Source organism: Marinobacter sp. X15-166B (assembly GCF_001752365.1).
Lineage (GTDB): Bacteria > Pseudomonadota > Gammaproteobacteria > Pseudomonadales > Oleiphilaceae > Marinobacter.
Genome location: NZ_MEIY01000001.1, coordinates 3,277,213 through 3,293,169, shown reverse-complemented (window position 1 = coordinate 3,293,169; position 15,957 = coordinate 3,277,213). Strand labels below are relative to the sequence as shown.

Below are 15,957 nucleotides of genomic sequence, written 5' to 3'. Positions count from 1 at the left end.
ATAAAGGAACCTGTTACATGACGCATTGCCGTGAAGAGCACAGTTTTATTCCGGAGTCGGATCTTGACGGTATGTCAGTCGATACCCTGGCGGTGCGCGCCGGACAACTGCGCACCGCACAACTGGAGCACAGCGATCCGATCTTTGCGACGTCCAGTTTCGTGTACGGCAGCGCGGCCCAGGCGGCCGCCCGGTTTGCAGGAGACGAGCCGGGTAACATCTACTCGCGTTTCACCAACCCGACCGTACAGGCGTTTGAAGGGCGGATTGCCGCGTTGGAAGGAGCCGAGCGGGCGGTGGCCACGGCGTCGGGCATGGCGGCGATCCTGGCCACCTGTATGGCTCATCTGCAAAGTGGTGACCATGTCATCTGCTCCCGGGGCGTGTTCGGTACCACCAATGTGTTGTTCCAGAAATACATGGCCGGTTTTGGGGTGACGACCTCCTTCGCCAGTCCGACCGAACTGGATGAGTGGCGCAGCGCCATCACCCCACAAACGCGCATGCTGTTTTTGGAAACCCCCACCAACCCGCTGGGGGATGTAGCCGACATTGAAGCACTGGCCGACCTGGCGCATCGGGCGGATGCGTTGCTGGTGGTCGATAACTGTTTTTGCACACCGGTATTGCAGCGTCCGCTGGAGTTGGGGGCCGATATCGTGGTCCATTCGGCCACCAAGTATCTGGACGGACAGGGCCGGTGCGTCGGTGGCGTGGTAGTGGGGCCTGACCGGTTGCTGGAAGAGGTTTTCGGTTTCATGCGGTCTGCCGGACCCACCATGAGCCCGTTCAACGCCTGGACGTTTCTCAAGGGCCTGGAAACCTTACCGATTCGTATGCGTGCCCACTGTGATAATGCGCTAGAGTTGGCGAAATGGCTGCAGCAGCAGGAAGTTATTGATCAGGTATACTATTCCGGTCTGCCCGATCATCCGCAGCACGAGTTGGCGAAACGCCAGCAGTCCGGGTTCGGCGGGGTGTTGTCGTTTACGGTGAAGGGGGGGAGAGAGCAGGCGTGGGCGTTTATCGACGCCACCCGGATGATCTCGATAACCGCCAACCTTGGGGATGTGAAAACCACCATTACCCATCCTGCGACCACCACCCACGGCCGGCTGTCTCCGGAAGACAAACTGCAGGCCGGGATCAGCGACAACCTGATCCGGGTGTCGGTCGGTATAGAGGCGATTGACGATATCAAGTATGACCTCGGACGCGGCCTGGCTGCGCTGGCAACTCAAGATTAAAGTGGAATTGTCTTAATATTCATGGCTGAGCCCAAAAAAGCATCAACCCCCAAGGAGCTGACTGACAAGCAACAGCGCTTTCGTCGTCTGGCCGCGCAAGGCGCAAGGGAAGGCACAGTAATCGGCTTGATCGTGCTGTGCATCTATCTGGCAATGGCGTTGGTGACGTTCAGTCCCTCTGACCCGGGGTGGGCCAGCATCGGACACCAGACCGAAGTGACCAATGCCGCCGGACGCACCGGTGCCTGGCTGGCCAGTCTGCTGCGGCATTTCTTTGGTCACGTGGCGTTTTTATTCCCGGCGATGGTGGCCGGTTATGCCGTCATGATCATCCGGCGGCGCAACAAGCCGCTGGATTTGCACTGGCCGCTGTTTTTAATGCGCTTTGGCGGATTCCTGCTGATCCTGTTGTCTGCCACCAGTCTGCTGTCGCTGTACTCTCTGTTTGGTTTGCAAGCGTCGTCGGGCGGGACCATGGGCGCCGCGGTCTCGGACGCCATGGTGCGTTTTTTCAATTTGCCGGCTACCACGCTGCTGCTGGTGGCCATCTTTTTGTTTGCCCTGACCGTAACCACGGGGCTGTCCTGGTTCTGGATCATGGATCAGGTGGGCGGGTACACCCTGCGCATGGGCGAGTCGCTGAAAGCGCTGCTGTTTGCACGCAAAGAGCAGAACCCGCTATTGGCGACAGCTGCAGCGACGCAAACGCCATCCCCCGCGGAACCAGAGCCCCCCATAGTGCGGGAGCGGGTTACCCGGGGGAGCAACGGTGACAAGCTGGCCTGGTGGCGGCGAATCCCCGGCTTCGGCCGCAAGTCCGCGCGCCATCCGTCGGGTCGGAAATCCGCGCTGGCCTCGAGACGGGAGCCGGGGCTGGACAGTCTGGCCGCCATAACAGCGGATGAGCCGGAGTTGATCGAACATCAGGAACCGGCGGTGTCCGGCATCGGAGGGGGGCGTTCAAAAGCAGCGGCCACCAGGCGGGCGGCTTCGTCTGCGGCGGGCAAGACCGCCAAGACTCTGAAAATCTCACCGTTCAAACGGGAAGACGACCGGCCCAAAATGAGCAGCGGGTCGCGGCAGCCGTCCTTGCTGGAAGACATTGAGAGCCCCATTCCACCGATTTCGTTGCTGGACCCTGCAGAGCCACACCCGGAAAAAGGCTATACCGAAGAATCCCTCGAGCACATGTCGCGGCTGCTGGAAGAGAAACTGGCCGATTTCGGGGTGTCGGTGGAGGTGGTGGAGGTCAACCCCGGGCCGGTCATCACCCGCTTTGAAATAAAACCCGCGGCCGGGGTCAAGGTCAGCCGGATCACCAACCTGGCGAAAGACCTGGCCCGTTCGCTGGCCGTGCTCAGTGTGCGCGTGGTTGAGGTGATTCCGGGGAAATCGGTGGTGGGCATCGAAATTCCCAATGAAATCCGGCAAATGGTGCGCCTCAGTGAGGTGCTGGGAGCCGCAGTGTTTCAAGAGTCCGCCTCGCCATTAACCATGGCGCTGGGGAACGATATCGGCGGCAATCCCATGGTCGCCAATCTGGCTAAAATGCCCCATTTGCTGGTGGCCGGTACCACCGGTTCCGGTAAGTCGGTCGGGGTCAACGCCATGCTGCTGAGCATGCTGCTCAAAGCCGGGCCTGAGGACGTCCGCTTCATCATGGTCGATCCTAAAATGCTCGAGCTCAGTGTTTACGAAGGCATTCCCCATCTGCTGGCCCCGGTGGTGACCGACATGAAGGAAGCCGCCAACGCCTTGCGGTGGTGCGTGGCGGAAATGGAACGGCGCTATCGTTTGATGGCCAGCCTGGGGGTGCGCAACCTTGCGGGTTACAACCGCAAGGTCAAAGAGGCCCGGGCCGCCGGGGAACCGATTCTGGATCCGTTATGGAAGCCGGACGAATACCTGGATAACGACGAGCAACAACGGCCAGAGCTGGAAACCTTACCCTTTATTGTCGTGGTCATTGACGAATTTGCTGACATGATCATGATCGTGGGTAAAAAGGTGGAAGAGCTGATTGCCCGTATTGCACAAAAAGCCCGGGCAGCGGGAATTCACCTCATCCTGGCCACCCAGCGACCCTCGGTTGACGTAATCACCGGTTTGATCAAGGCCAATATACCTACCCGTATCTCCTTCCAGGTGTCGTCGAAAATAGATTCCCGCACGGTGTTGGATCAGGGTGGGGCCGAGCAATTGCTCGGCCATGGTGACATGCTGTATCTGCCTCCGGGGTCCGGGTTGCCGGTGCGGGTGCACGGGGCCTTTGCCGGCGATGACGAAGTGCATCGGATTGTCGCGGCCTGGAAAGCCCGGGGCGAGCCGGTTTACATCGACGACGTGCTCAACGGGGCCGAGGGTGAACACCTGCCGGGTGTGCCAACCCTGAGCGAGGGCGGCGACAATGAAATGGACGCTTTGTATGACGAGGCGGTAGCGTTTGTAACCGAGGGCCGCAGGGTTTCCATTTCCTCGGTGCAGCGGAAATTCAAAATCGGCTACAACCGGGCCGCGAATCTGGTTGAAGCCATGGAGGCTTCCGGTGTGGTCAGCGCAGCGGGTCACAACGGTGCCCGTGAAGTCTTGGCGCCTCCACCTCCAAAAGACTAGGGGTACGCTATGAGGAACATGAACCGAAAATTCGCGTGGTTGTTAGTGACGGCGGCAAGCCTGTTCGCCTGTCTGGCCACTGCGGATGAGAGCTTCTCGGCAGAGGCCGCCGCTGAATTGGCGGCCACCCTGCAAAGTTATCGTACCTACCAGGCTGATTTTATCCAGATCGTGGTCAACGAAACCGGCAGCCGGGTGCAGGAGACCAATGGGCGGCTGAAAGCCAAGCGGCCCGGGTTGTTTTACTGGGAGGTAAACCAGCCCATGGCACAGTTTATTGCCAGTGATGGCGAGCGGGTGTCCGTGTACGACCCGGATCTTGAGCAGGTGACCATCCATAAACTGGATCAGCGAGCCAGCAGCACCCCGGCGTTATTGCTCAGTGGGGAAGTGCGTAATCTGGCGGAAACCTATCGGGTCAGTGAGCGTCAGTTCGGGGATAAACTGCGTGAGTTCACCCTGGCGCCGCGCAATCCCGACTCCTTGTTTGTGACGTTGAAACTGTCGTTTGCGGATGGAGTGCTGCAGGAGATGCGCCTGACCGACTCGCTGGCTCAACTGAGTATTCTAAGTTTCAGTAATGTCCGCTTGAATCAGGGCTTGTCAGACAGCGATTTCACCCTGGATTACCCGGAAGGGGTCGATATTATTCGGGACGAAGGTTGATGCAGGACAATCTGTTCGCCGATGAAAAAGGATTTGAGCCTTTGGCGGCCAGGATGCGGCCGCAGTCTCTGGAAGACTACGTAGGGCAGGTGCATTTGTTCGGCCCGGGGAAACCCCTGCGTAAAGCGGTCGAGCAGGGACAGTTGCACTCCATGATACTCTGGGGGCCGCCCGGCGTGGGTAAAACCACGTTCGCCCGGTTGCTGGCCAATCTGGGCGAGCTGAGTTTCGAAACCTTGTCGGCGGTACTCAGTGGGGTGAAAGACATCCGTGCGGCGGTTGACCGCGCAAAGTTGCGCAAACAGGCCGAGGGGCGGGATACGTTGCTGTTTGTTGACGAGGTGCACCGGTTCAACAAAAGCCAGCAAGATGCGTTTTTGCCGCACATCGAAGACGGCACTTTTATCTTTGTCGGTGCCACCACGGAAAACCCCTCGTTTGAACTCAACAGCGCCCTGTTGTCCCGCAGCCGGGTGTATGTGCTCAAGAATCTTACCGACGCCGAAATTATCACCCTGCTCGAACGCGCGCTGGTGGCTCCGGACGGACTGGCAGGCCGGGTGGCCGTGTCCGCCGAGGTGTTGCGGCTGATCGCGGCGGCCGCCGGTGGTGATGCGCGCCGGGCCTTGAATCTGCTGGAGGTGGGCAGCGATCTGGCGGAGCCGGATGCCGACGGAACGCCACGGATCAGCGCGCAAAATCTGGAACAGGTGATGCAAACCAGTCTGCGTCGTTTTGACAAAGGCGGGGATGTGTTTTTCGACCAGATATCGGCGTTGCATAAATCCGTGCGCGGGTCAGACCCCGATGGCGCATTATACTGGATGTGCCGCATGCTCGACGGTGGTTGCGACCCTCTCTACGTGGCGCGGCGGCTGGTACGCATCGCCAGTGAGGATATTGGTAATGCCGACCCCCGGGCGTTACGACTGGCACTTGATGCCTGGGAGGTGCAGGAGCGCCTGGGATCGCCGGAAGGCGAACTGGCCATGGCCCAGGCAGCCACCTATCTGGCCCTGGCCCCCAAGAGCGTGGGCGTTTACAACGCCTATAACCAGTGTATGGCGGACATCCGCCGTGACCCCGATTACGAGGTTCCGGTGCATCTGCGCAACGCGCCTACTGCACTGATGGAGAGCCTCGGCCACGGCGACGATTACCGCTACGCCCATGACGAGCCAGACGCCTTCGCTGCGGGCGAAGCCTATCTGCCGGAAGCAATCCATGGGCGGCGCTATTACCATCCGGTGCCGCGCGGGCTGGAAATACGGCTGGCGGAAAAACGGAGCTGGCTGGATGAAAAAAACCGCGCCAGCAGCCGTCGCCGTTATGCCGACCGGGATGGCGCCAAGCCGGACTGGGCATAATCCATCGCCCAACCATAGCCTGGCCAATTTGCATGGGTATAATGCGGCTAGCGACATTATCAAAATACAGCATCTATCAGGATCATCATGCTCGACCCCAAACGTGTACGTAACCAGACAGAAGAAATCGCCCGCCAACTGGCGGTTAAACATTTCCCTTTTGATCAGGCTGAGTTTGAACGGCTGGAAGAACGCCGCCGCTCGATCCAGGTGCGTACCGAAACCTTGCAGAGCGAGCAGAACAAACGCTCCAAGCAGATCGGCAAGGTGAGGGCTGCGGGGGAAGATGTGCAGCCGTTACTCGAAGAGGTGGAACAGCTCAAGAGCCAGCGCTCGGAGGCTGAAAAAGAATTGCGTGCTGTTCAGGAAGCCCTGACGGCGTTTCTGGCCGGTCTGCCCAACGTACCGGATGCGGACGTTCCGGCCGGTGCGGATGAGAACGATAACGTGGAAGTGCGGCGCTGGGGAACCCCCCGGGTGTTTGAATTTGAACCCAAGGACCATGTCGCTCTCGGTGAACAGCTGGGCGGCCTGGATTTTGAGACCGCCAGCCGGCTGGCCCATGCCCGGTTTGCCGTCATGCGCGGGCCGGTGGCTCGGCTCCACCGGGCGCTGACCCAGTATATGCTGGACCTGCATACCCGCGAGCACGGCTACACCGAAACCTACGTGCCTTACCTGGTAAACGCCGACACCCTGTACGGAACGGGGCAGCTGCCAAAGTTCGAGGCCGATTTGTTTAAAATCGATGGCGACCAACCCTTGTATCTGATCCCCACCGCGGAAGTGCCGGTGACCAACCTGTTTGCCAACAGCATCCTGGACGCAGGTGAGCTGCCAGTGCGCATGGTTGCCCATACCCCTTGCTTCCGCAGCGAAGCCGGCTCCTATGGTCGTGATACCCGCGGGATGATCCGTCAGCATCAGTTTGACAAGGTGGAACTGGTGCACGTGGTGCGCCCGGAAGATTCAGACGAGGCCCTGGACATACTCACCGGCCACGCTGAAAAAGTACTGCAGGAGCTGGGACTGCCTTACCGGGTGGTGGATTTATGTGGCGGGGACATCGGCTTTGCCGCCGCGCGCACTTACGATCTGGAGGTGTGGCTACCGGGGCAGGACACATTCCGCGAGATTTCCTCCTGCTCCAACACCCGGGATTTCCAGGCCAGGCGTATGCACGCCCGGTGGCGCAACCCCGCCACCGGCAAGCCCGAACCGGTGCATACGTTGAACGGTTCAGGTCTGGCGGTCGGGCGCACCCTGATCGCGGTGCTGGAAAATTATCAGCAGGCAGACGGCAGCATCGCCGTTCCCGAAGTGCTCAAGCCTTACATGGGCGGTGTCGAGACGATTCGATGAGTGAGCGCCAGCCCCCGCCGTCGGCCAAAGGTGCCCGCAATGCCCGCTTACCGACCCGGTATCGGCGCAACGCGGTGACTGATAACCCTAACAGTTCGGCCGGTGAGGTGTTTCTCATTGGCGCGGGGCCGGGTGACCCGGAACTCCTGACCCTGAAAGCCTGGCGCATCCTCAATACGGCGGAGGTGGTGCTCTTTGATCGCCTGGTGTCCCCGGAAATTCTCGCGCTGATACCGGAACAGGCCGAAACGATTCACGTTGGCAAGCGTCGTTCGCAGCATGTCCTGCCGCAGGCGCAAATCAATCAACGACTGGTTGAGCTGGCCCAGGCCGGCAAGCGCGTGGTTCGCCTCAAAGGCGGGGATCCGTTTATATTCGGACGGGGTGGGGAGGAACTTGAGACCCTGGCGCGGGCGGGCGTGCGCTTTCAGGTGATCCCGGGCATTACCGCGGCGTCCGGGTGCGCCGCATACGCCGGCATACCCCTAACGCACCGGGATTACGCGCAGTCCGTGCGCTTTGTCACCGGCCACCTCAAAAACAACACCTGTGATCTGCCCTGGGCGGATTTTGTCCAGAACAATCAGACCCTGGTGTTTTATATGGGGCTGGTGGGTTTGCCGGTTATCGCACGTTCACTGATGGACCACGGCATGTCGCCGGCCATGCCCGTGGCGCTGATATCCAAAGGCACCACCCCCGAGCAGCAGGTGGTGGTGAGTGATCTGGAGCATATCGCGGCACGGGTTGCAGAAAGCGGCGTCGGCGCGCCAACTTTGATCATCATTGGCCAGGTCGTGGAACTCCGATCAAAGTTGGACTGGGTCGGCTGACGCTTACTGGTTGCGATTGGGCAGCACGTCTTTCAGCTTGGCGTGCATTTCGCGAATCGCTGTTTCCGTGGTTTGCCAGTCGATGCAGGCGTCGGTAACTGACACGCCGTATTGCAACTCGTCCAGATTGGCCGAAATCGGCTGATTGCCCCAATTCAGGTGGCTTTCCACCATCAACCCCTGGATAGAGGTGTTGCCTTCGACAATTTGGCTGGTGATGTCCTGCATCACCAGTGGTTGCAACCCGGGATCTTTGCTGGAGTTGGCGTGGCTGCAGTCCACCATGATAGAGGGCCGCAGGCCGGCCTTTTCGAGAGCCTGTTCACACAGTGTCACACTGACCGAGTCGTAGTTGGGCTTGCCACCGCCGCCGCGCAGCACGGCGTGACCGTAGGCGTTGCCTTTGGTGCGAATGATGGTACCCCTGCCTTCCTGGTCGATGCCCAGAAAGTTGTGCGGGTAGGATACCGATTGCATTGCGTTGACGACCACATCCAGACTGCCGTCGGTGCCGTTCTTGAAACCGATGGGTACCGACAGGCCGCTGCTCATCTCGCGGTGGGTTTGGGATTCGGTGGTGCGGGCACCAATCGCGGACCAGGAAATCGTGTCCTGAAGATACTGGGGCGAAATCGGGTCCAAGGCCTCGGTCGCCGCCGGCAGGCCCAGCTCGGCAATATCCAGCAGTAGCCGGCGGCCAATATGCAAGCCCTGTTCAATGTCAAAGGTATCATTCAGGTGCGGGTCATTGATCAGACCCTTCCAGCCCACCGTGGTGCGCGGCTTTTCAAAATAGACCCGCATGACCAGCAACAGGGTGTCACTGACTTCGTCGGCCAGCGCTTTAAGTTTTTCAGCGTATTCCCGGGCCGCTTTGACGTCGTGGATGGAACAGGGACCAACCACAATAAACAGACGGTGATCTTTACGGTCCAGAATGTCATAGATCGCCTGACGTCCTTCAGCGACGGTTTTGGCGGCTGCAGGGGAAAGCGGCAGTTCCGCTTTCAGCGCCTTGGGGGTGATCAAGGGTTCCTGACTGGCCACATTGACGTTATCGATCTTGATGCCGGACATGCTTGTTGTTTCCTCGAAATAAACCATTCGGCAGGGCAGGGGCACAGCGCCGCGCTGCCCGCAGTGAGTACGAGCGGTTGTGCATTGTTGACTGTAGATAGCCGAATATACTGCGGTATTTTAAGCTTCAATGCAACGCGATCTCACCGGTGCACAGCGCAGCCACGGGCTGTTGATGCGGCGCAGGGTCATAAGACAAGTGTTTGGTACTGCGGGACTTTTCAGGAGACAGGCGGTTTCATATCGGCCCCGGACGGAGGGCAGACGGAGTGAAGAAACGGGCAACCGGGGGCTCCGGTTGCCCGTGGTGCAGGGCGGACGGTTATTCCGGAATTTCGCCCATGGCGGTCACGTTGAAGCCACCATCAACGTGCATGATTTCTCCGGTAACCCCGCTGGCCATGTCGGAACACAGGAACGCGGCGGCGTTACCCACTTCGTCAATGGTCACGTTGCGACGCATCGGCGTCTGCTTGGCATTTTCGGCCAGCATCTTGCGGAAACTCTTGATGCCTGAAGCCGCCAGTGTGCGGATCGGGCCGGCGGAGATGCCGTTCACACGAATGCCGTCAGGGCCCAGGCTGGCCGCCATGTAGCGGACGTTGGCTTCCAGTGAGGCCTTGGCAAGCCCCATCACGTTGTAGTTGGGCAATACGCGTTCGGCGCCCAGGTAGGTCAGGGTCAGCAGCGAGGCGTTCTCGCTCAGCATACCGCGGGCTGCCTTGGCGAGGGCTACAAAACTGTAGGAACTGATATCGTGGGCGATGCGGAAACCGTCACGGGTGGTGACGTCTACGTAGTTGCCGTCAAGTTCGTGGGCCGGTGCAAAACCGACTGAGTGAACAATTACGTCCACTTTGTCCCAGTGCTTGTTGAGTTCGGTGAATACCGCTTCGATTTCTTCATCACTGGTGACGTCACAGGGGAATGTCAGCGAACTGCCCCAGCTTTCCGCAAAGCCCTCGATGCGGGATTTGAGTTTTTCATTCTGGTAGGTGAATGCCAGTTCGGCACCCTGTTGATGGAACGCCTCGGCAATACCGGCGGCGATCGACAATTTGCTGGCAAGTCCGACAATCAGGACTTTTTTACCGCTAAGAATTCCCATGTTTATTCTCCCTGAGAAGCTGGTTTCGAGCATTATCCCCGATTGACGGTGACAGGGGTAACACTCAATTGGTCGTAGTGGGTGAGACTACGGTAGTTGGTTCGGTTTTTTATGTGAGGTGTTTTGGTAGAACAGCGCGGCGCTCAGCAGTTCCCGGGTGTAGGGGGACTGGGGCGCAGAGAACACCCTGCCGGCGTCGCCGCATTCGACCACCTGCCCCCGCCGAAGGACCAGCAGCTTGTGGCTTAACGCCCGCACCACCGCCAGATCGTGGCTGATGAACAGATAGCTCAGTCCGTAACGCTGCTGCAAATCCCGCAGCAGCTCAATGACCTGAATCTGCACGGTGCGGTCCAGCGCCGAGGTCGGTTCGTCCAGCACAATAATTTCGGGCTGCAGCACCAAGGCACGGGCGATGGCGATACGCTGCCGCTGACCGCCGGAAAACTCGTGGGGATAGCGGTGTCGTGCCTCCGGATCCAGACCGACATCCTGCAGTGCCTGCACGACCTTGGCCTCATGATCCTGGGGTGGCCCCGGATGGTGAATCTCCAGCCCCTCACCGATGATTTGCGAGATCGACATGCGTGGGCTCAGACTGCCAAACGGGTCCTGGAACACAATCTGGATGCGTTGCCGGTAGGGGCGGAATGCCCTCTGGTCGAGCTGGTCAAGCCGTTCGCCGGCGATCTGCACCGCGCCCTGGCTGGGGGTCAGTTTCAGCAAGGCGTGGCCAATGGTGGTCTTGCCACTCCCGCTTTCGCCTACAATTCCGAGGGTCTGTCCACGGGGCAGGCTGAAGCTGACGTCCTGCACCGCATGAAAAGTCGATTTGGTGCGCCCCAGCAGGGTTTTCCCGGTCACAAAGTGAACGTTCAGACCCTCTACCTGCAACAGTGGTTGTTCGCTCGCCGCCGGGGACTCCGGGGGAGCCGCCGGCGGCTCGGCGCCCAGCAAGCGCCGGGTGTAAGGGTGTTGGGGCTGCGTGAACAGCACCCCGGTCTCGCCCTGCTCAACCAGTACGCCCCGCTCGAGCACGGCCACCCGGTCCGCATAACGCCGGACAATCGACAGGTCGTGGGTAATCAGCAGCACTGCCATCTTGAATTTGCGCTGCAGCTCGGCCAGCAGCTCGAGCACTTGTTTCTGTACCGTCACGTCGAGGGCGGTGGTTGGCTCGTCGGCAATCAGAATATCCGGCTCATTGGCCAGCGCCATGGCAATCATCACCCGCTGCTTCTGTCCGCCGGACAGTTGATGGGGGTAGCTGGACAGCCGGGTTTCTGGCTCGGCAATGCCCACCAGATCCAGCAGTTCGATACAGCGTTGGCGTGCTTGCGGCCCGCGCAACCCCTTGTGCAGTGCCAGGGTTTCGCCGATTTGCTTTTCCACCGTATGCAGAGGGTTCAGGGAGGTCATCGGCTCCTGAAAGATCATGCTGATGCGCCGGCCGCGCAGCTGCCGTAATCGTTTTTCCGGCACTCTTAGCAGATCTTCCCCTTCGAACCGGATGGCACCGGAGGGGTAGCGTACGTGGCGCTCATCCAGCAGGCGCAGTATGGACAGTGCGGACACCGATTTGCCGGAGCCACTTTCGCCCACCAGTGCCAGCGTCTCTGCAGGATTCAGCGACAGGGAAAGTTGGTCGACCACCTTGGTGTGGCCGTCGAAGGCAATCGACAAATCGGTAATTTCCAGCAGGGCAGACATGTCAGTTCTTCCTCGGGTCAAACGCATCGCGCACCGCTTCGCCAATAAACACCAGCAGGGTGAGCATGAGCGCAAGGCTGACAAAGGCGGATACGCCCAGCCAGGGGGCGTGCAAATTGGCCTTGCCCTGAGCAATCAGTTCCCCAAGAGACGGCGAGCCCGAGGGCAAACCAAAACCGAGAAAATCCAGCGACGTGAGTCCGGTGATCGCGCCACTGAGGATGAAGGGTAAAAAGGTCAGCGTGGCCACCATGGCGTTGGGCAGTATGTGACGGAACATGATCAGCCGGTTGCTCAGGCCCAGCGCCCGGGCCGCCCGCACATACTCGAAGTTGCGGGCGCGGAGGAACTCCGCCCGGACCACGTCCACCAGCCCCATCCAGCTGAACAGCAACATGATGCCCAGCAGCCACCAGAAATTGGGCTGCACAACGCTGGACAGGATGATCAGCAGGTAAAGCACCGGGAGTCCCGACCAGACTTCCAGAAAGCGTTGGCCCACCAGGTCGATTTTGCCGCCATAGAACCCCTGAATCGCGCCCACTGCCACCCCCACAATGCAACTGAAGAAAGTGAGGGTCAGGCCGAACAGCACGGAAATCCTGAAGCCATAGATGACTCTGGCGGCCACATCCCGGCCCTGATCGTCGGTGCCCAGCCAGTTTTCCGCCGACGGTGGTGCCGGTGAGGGCACTTCCAGTTGATAGTTGATGGTGTTGTAGCTGAAGCGGATTGGCGGCCAGAGCATCCAGCCATCGGCTTCGATTTGCTCCTGGATAAACGGATCCCGATAATCGGTTTCCGTGGGCAGGAAGCCGCCAAAGGTATCCTCCGGAATCGACTGCACCACCGGCGCGTACAGGGTGCCCTGGTAGGACACCAGTAAGGGCGAGTCATTGGCGATCAGTTCCGCGATCAGGGACAGTCCAAAGAGGAGAATAAACGCCCACAGCGACCAGTAACCACGGCGGTTGCGGCGGAAATTGGTCAGCCGCCGCCGTTGTATGGGAGAAAGCATTGCCATTCGCACGGTCAGCGCTCCCTGCTTTCGAAGTCGATGCGCGGGTCCACCAGTACATAGGTGATGTCGCTCACCAGCTTCAGTACCAGCCCCATCAGGGTGAAAATGAACAGGGTACCGAAGATGACCGGGTAGTCCCGGTTCAGGGCCGCCTCGAACCCGAGCAGCCCCAGGCCGTCGAGGGAGAAAATCACTTCGATCAGCAGCGAACCGGTAAAGAACAGCGACACCAGCACACCCGGCAAACTGGCGATGACAATCAGCATGGCGTTGCGGAACACGTGGCCGTACAGCACCTGACGCTCTTCCAGACCTTTGGCCCGCGCGGTAACCACGTAGTGTTTGCTGATTTCATCCAGAAAGGAATTCTTGGTCAGTAGCGTTAGCGTGGCAAAGCCGCCGATTACGTTGGCGGTCACCGGCAGCGCCAGATGCCAGAAGTAGTCGCCGATTTTCTGGTACCAATTCAATTCATCAAAGTTGACCGAGGTCAGACCCCGCAGAGGAAACCAGTCGAAATAGCTGCCGCCGGCAAACAGCACAATCAGCAGAATGGCAAATAAAAAGCCGGGAATGGCGTAACCCACGACAATGACCGAGCTGCTCCACACGTCGAAGCGGGAGCCGTCGGTGATCGCTTTACGGATGCCCAGAGGAATGGATATCAGGTAGATGATCAGGGTTGACCAGAGGCCCAGCGAGATGGACACCGGCATTTTGTCGATGATCAGTTCGGTGACGGTGCGGTTGCGAAAAAACGAGTCGCCAAAATCAAAGCGGGCGTAATCCCAAAGCATTTTTGCGAACCGTTCGTGGGCGGGGCGGTCGAAACCGTACATCACCTCCAGCTCCTGAATCAGCTCTTTGGGCAACCCCCGGCTGCCCCGGGAGTCGGCAGTGGCGGACACCACTTCACTGCCGCCACCGCCGGTGGCCCGGGCCAGCGCACCGCCACCGTGGCCTTCCATCTCGGCAATGAACTGCTCGATCGGACCCCCGGGGGCGGCCTGAATAATCACAAAATTGAGCAGCATAATCCCGATCAGGGTGGGAATGATCAGGGCCAGGCGGCGTAGTATATAACCTCCCATTGGTTATTGGCGCTCCTGGCCTGCAACCCACCAGTTATCGAGATCGATACCGTTTTTGGGAATCGTTTCGGGGTGCTGCAGTTGGGCCCAGTAAGCTATCCGGTCGGTCGACAGATACCATTGGGGGATGGTGTAGTAACCGTGCAGCAAGACCCGGTCGAGCGCCCGGGTGCGGTGGATCAGGGCTTCACGGTCCGGTGCCTGGATGACCAGCTCGATCAGTTCGTCGACCACCGGGTCGTGGACGCCCATGTAGTTGCGCGAGCCCTCTACGTCCCGGGTGGTGGAGGACCAGTATTCCCGTTGTTCGTTACCGGGGGAGTCGGATTGTGGCAGCACCTGGGTAATCATGTCGTAGTCGAAGCTGCGCACCCGGCGGATGTACTGGTTGGTGTCCACCATGCGCACGGTCATGTCGATGCCGATGCGGGCCAGGTTGTTTTTGAACGGCAGCACCAGCCGCTCGAAGTTTTTCTGGTGCATGAGAATCTCAAATTGGAGCGGCTGGCCGGTGCGGGTGTTGACCATTTTGCGGTCGCGGATCTCATATCCCGCCTCGTTGAGCAGGTTAATGGCGGTTCTGAGATTGTCGCGCATGCCGTATTTGCCCGTGGTGGCGGGTGGTTGATACACCTCGGTGAACACCGATTCCGGCAATTGGTCGCGATAGCGTTCAAGGATCGCAAGTTCTTCGCCTTGCGGCAGCCCCCTGGACGCCAGTTCGCTGTTTTCAAAATAGCTGCTGGTGCGGGTGTATTGACCGTAAAACAGGTTGGTGTTGGTCCAGTTGAAGTCGAAGGCGTAGGCGAGCGCGGCCCGCACTTTCGGATCGGCAAACTGGGGTTTGCGGGTGTTGTAGACAAACCCCTGCAAGCCCACCGGACGGTTGTGAGCCAGTGCTTCCACTTTGATGCGACCATCCTCGAACCGGGCCCCCTGGTACGCGGTGGCCCAGTTTTTCGCGGACGATTCCAGCCTGAAATCGTAATTGCCGGCCTTGAACGCCTCCAGTGCCACCGTATCGTCGGAGTAATAGTCATAATGGATGGCGTCGAAATTGAAACGGCCTTTGCGCACCGGGATCTGCTCGGCCCAGTAATCCTCTACCCGGGTATAGGTGATGGAGCGACCGGCATCAAATCGGCCGATGCGGTAGGGGCCGCTGCCCACAGGAGGGACGAGATTGCTGTCGCTGAAGCTATGCTGCTGCCAGTAATGTTTGGGCAGTATGGGCAGTTGCCCCAGAATCAGCGGCAACTCCCGATTGTTGCTGTGGCCGAAATCAAACCGGATGCGATGGGGGGTGTCGATGGTGATCTTACTGACGTCGGCGTAATAGTTACGATAAAACGGGTGGCCTTCGGTGGTCAGGGTGTCGAAGGAGAATTTGACGTCGTCTGCCGTGATCGGCTCGCCGTCGTGAAAGCGGGCTTCTTTGCGCAAGTTGAAAATGACGTAACTGCGGTCTTCAGGCACCTCGATGGATTCGGCGATGAGCCCGTAGGCACTGAACGGTTCGTCGGCGGAAGCTTCCATCAGTGTGTCATAGAGGTAGCGGTTGATGCCGGCCGCAGCGATCCCACGGGTGACAAAGGGGTTAAAGGAGTCATACCCGTTGGCAACGACTCCCAGGGTGAGGGTGCCGCCCTTGGGAGCGTCGGGGTTCACATACTCAAAATGCTTGAACCCAGCGGGGTAGGCGGGCTCGCCATGCATGGCGATGCCATGCATGGGTGTGGTTTCTGCCGCCGGGGATAACGCAGGCGCGATTAGCAGGGCGGCGATGCAATACAGGAATCGTGGGTATGAAACTATCCGATTTGTTGCCATGGGGTTCGCACACATCCGTTGTTATCGTTAAG

At 59.5% G+C, this 15,957-nt stretch carries 11 protein-coding genes and 1 pseudogene; 6 read left to right on the top strand and 6 right to left on the bottom strand.

Translation table 11 applies throughout. The features are described 5' to 3' along the window. Window positions 1-17: 17 nt before the first annotated feature. From BG841_RS15505 to cobA, 6 genes and pseudogenes are all read left to right on the top strand, one after another. A complete protein-coding gene (locus tag BG841_RS15505) occupies window positions 18-1,247 on the top strand; it encodes an O-succinylhomoserine sulfhydrylase (RefSeq protein ID WP_070058473.1) in 1,230 nt (409 codons plus the stop codon). Window positions 1,248-1,268: 21 nt separating this feature from the next. Further along, window positions 1,269-3,860 carry a DNA translocase FtsK gene (locus BG841_RS15500; RefSeq protein WP_070058472.1) on the top strand — a complete coding sequence of 864 codons (2,592 nt, stop codon included), beginning with the start codon at window positions 1,269-1,271 and terminating at the stop codon, window positions 3,858-3,860. An 18-nt stretch (window positions 3,861-3,878) separates the two neighbouring features. Then, window positions 3,879-4,526, top strand: a complete 648-nt coding sequence (gene lolA / locus BG841_RS15495) for an outer membrane lipoprotein chaperone LolA (protein WP_141737167.1) — start codon at window positions 3,879-3,881, stop codon at window positions 4,524-4,526. Beyond that, window positions 4,526-5,893: a replication-associated recombination protein A gene (locus BG841_RS15490; protein WP_070058470.1), complete on the top strand. Its 1,368-nt coding sequence runs from the start codon at window positions 4,526-4,528 to the stop codon at window positions 5,891-5,893. The genes lolA and BG841_RS15490 overlap by 1 nt, the downstream gene beginning before the upstream one ends. An 87-nt stretch (window positions 5,894-5,980) precedes the next feature. Beyond that, on the top strand, window positions 5,981-7,255 hold the full coding sequence (gene serS, locus BG841_RS15485; protein ID WP_070058469.1) for a serine--tRNA ligase: 1,275 nt from the start codon (window positions 5,981-5,983) through the stop codon (window positions 7,253-7,255). Between the two features lie 101 nt (window positions 7,256-7,356). After that, window positions 7,357-8,088 (top strand): annotated as a pseudogene (gene cobA / locus BG841_RS15480) (uroporphyrinogen-III C-methyltransferase); the annotation flags it as partial. A gap of 3 nt (window positions 8,089-8,091) precedes the next feature. Here cobA and BG841_RS15475 read toward each other — a convergent pair. The 6 genes from BG841_RS15475 to BG841_RS15450 form a co-directional block, all read right to left on the bottom strand. Beyond that, window positions 8,092-9,165 carry a 3-deoxy-7-phosphoheptulonate synthase gene (locus BG841_RS15475; RefSeq protein WP_070058467.1) on the bottom strand — a complete coding sequence of 358 codons (1,074 nt, stop codon included), beginning with the start codon at window positions 9,163-9,165 and terminating at the stop codon, window positions 8,092-8,094. 322 nt (window positions 9,166-9,487) lie between these two features. Next, a complete protein-coding gene (locus BG841_RS15470; protein WP_070058466.1) occupies window positions 9,488-10,273 on the bottom strand; it encodes an enoyl-ACP reductase FabI in 786 nt (261 codons plus the stop codon). Window positions 10,274-10,360: 87 nt separating this feature from the next. Further along, a complete protein-coding gene (locus BG841_RS15465) occupies window positions 10,361-11,983 on the bottom strand; it encodes an ABC transporter ATP-binding protein (protein WP_070058465.1) in 1,623 nt (540 codons plus the stop codon). A 1-nt stretch (window position 11,984) separates the two neighbouring features. Continuing rightward, window positions 11,985-13,007 carry an ABC transporter permease gene (locus BG841_RS15460; protein WP_070058464.1) on the bottom strand — a complete coding sequence of 341 codons (1,023 nt, stop codon included), beginning with the start codon at window positions 13,005-13,007 and terminating at the stop codon, window positions 11,985-11,987. An 8-nt stretch (window positions 13,008-13,015) separates the two neighbouring features. After that, window positions 13,016-14,095 carry a microcin C ABC transporter permease YejB gene (locus BG841_RS15455; RefSeq protein WP_070058463.1) on the bottom strand — a complete coding sequence of 360 codons (1,080 nt, stop codon included), beginning with the start codon at window positions 14,093-14,095 and terminating at the stop codon, window positions 13,016-13,018. A gap of 3 nt (window positions 14,096-14,098) precedes the next feature. Continuing rightward, window positions 14,099-15,925 (bottom strand): extracellular solute-binding protein, encoded by a 1,827-nt coding sequence (locus BG841_RS15450; protein ID WP_070058462.1) that lies wholly within the window; start codon window positions 15,923-15,925, stop codon window positions 14,099-14,101. Window positions 15,926-15,957 lie beyond the last annotated feature (32 nt).

Excerpts from the sequence above, each read along its gene's own strand:
- lolA (WP_141737167.1), top strand. The coding sequence starts at position 3,879 with ATGAACCGAAAATTCGCGTGGTTGTTAGTGACGGCGGCAAGCCTGTTC.
- BG841_RS15505 (WP_070058473.1), top strand. The coding sequence starts at position 18 with ATGACGCATTGCCGTGAAGAGCACAGTTTTATTCCGGAGTCGGATCTT.
- BG841_RS15490 (WP_070058470.1), top strand. The coding sequence starts at position 4,526 with ATGCAGGACAATCTGTTCGCCGATGAAAAAGGATTTGAGCCTTTGGCG.
- BG841_RS15465 (WP_070058465.1), bottom strand. The coding sequence starts at position 11,983 with ATGTCTGCCCTGCTGGAAATTACCGATTTGTCGATTGCCTTCGACGGC.
- serS (WP_070058469.1), top strand. The coding sequence starts at position 5,981 with ATGCTCGACCCCAAACGTGTACGTAACCAGACAGAAGAAATCGCCCGC.
- BG841_RS15475 (WP_070058467.1), bottom strand. The coding sequence starts at position 9,165 with ATGTCCGGCATCAAGATCGATAACGTCAATGTGGCCAGTCAGGAACCC.
- BG841_RS15450 (WP_070058462.1), bottom strand. The coding sequence starts at position 15,925 with ATGGCAACAAATCGGATAGTTTCATACCCACGATTCCTGTATTGCATC.
- BG841_RS15455 (WP_070058463.1), bottom strand. The coding sequence starts at position 14,095 with ATGGGAGGTTATATACTACGCCGCCTGGCCCTGATCATTCCCACCCTG.
- BG841_RS15470 (WP_070058466.1), bottom strand. The coding sequence starts at position 10,273 with ATGGGAATTCTTAGCGGTAAAAAAGTCCTGATTGTCGGACTTGCCAGC.
- BG841_RS15460 (WP_070058464.1), bottom strand. The coding sequence starts at position 13,007 with ATGGCAATGCTTTCTCCCATACAACGGCGGCGGCTGACCAATTTCCGC.
- BG841_RS15500 (WP_070058472.1), top strand. The coding sequence starts at position 1,269 with ATGGCTGAGCCCAAAAAAGCATCAACCCCCAAGGAGCTGACTGACAAG.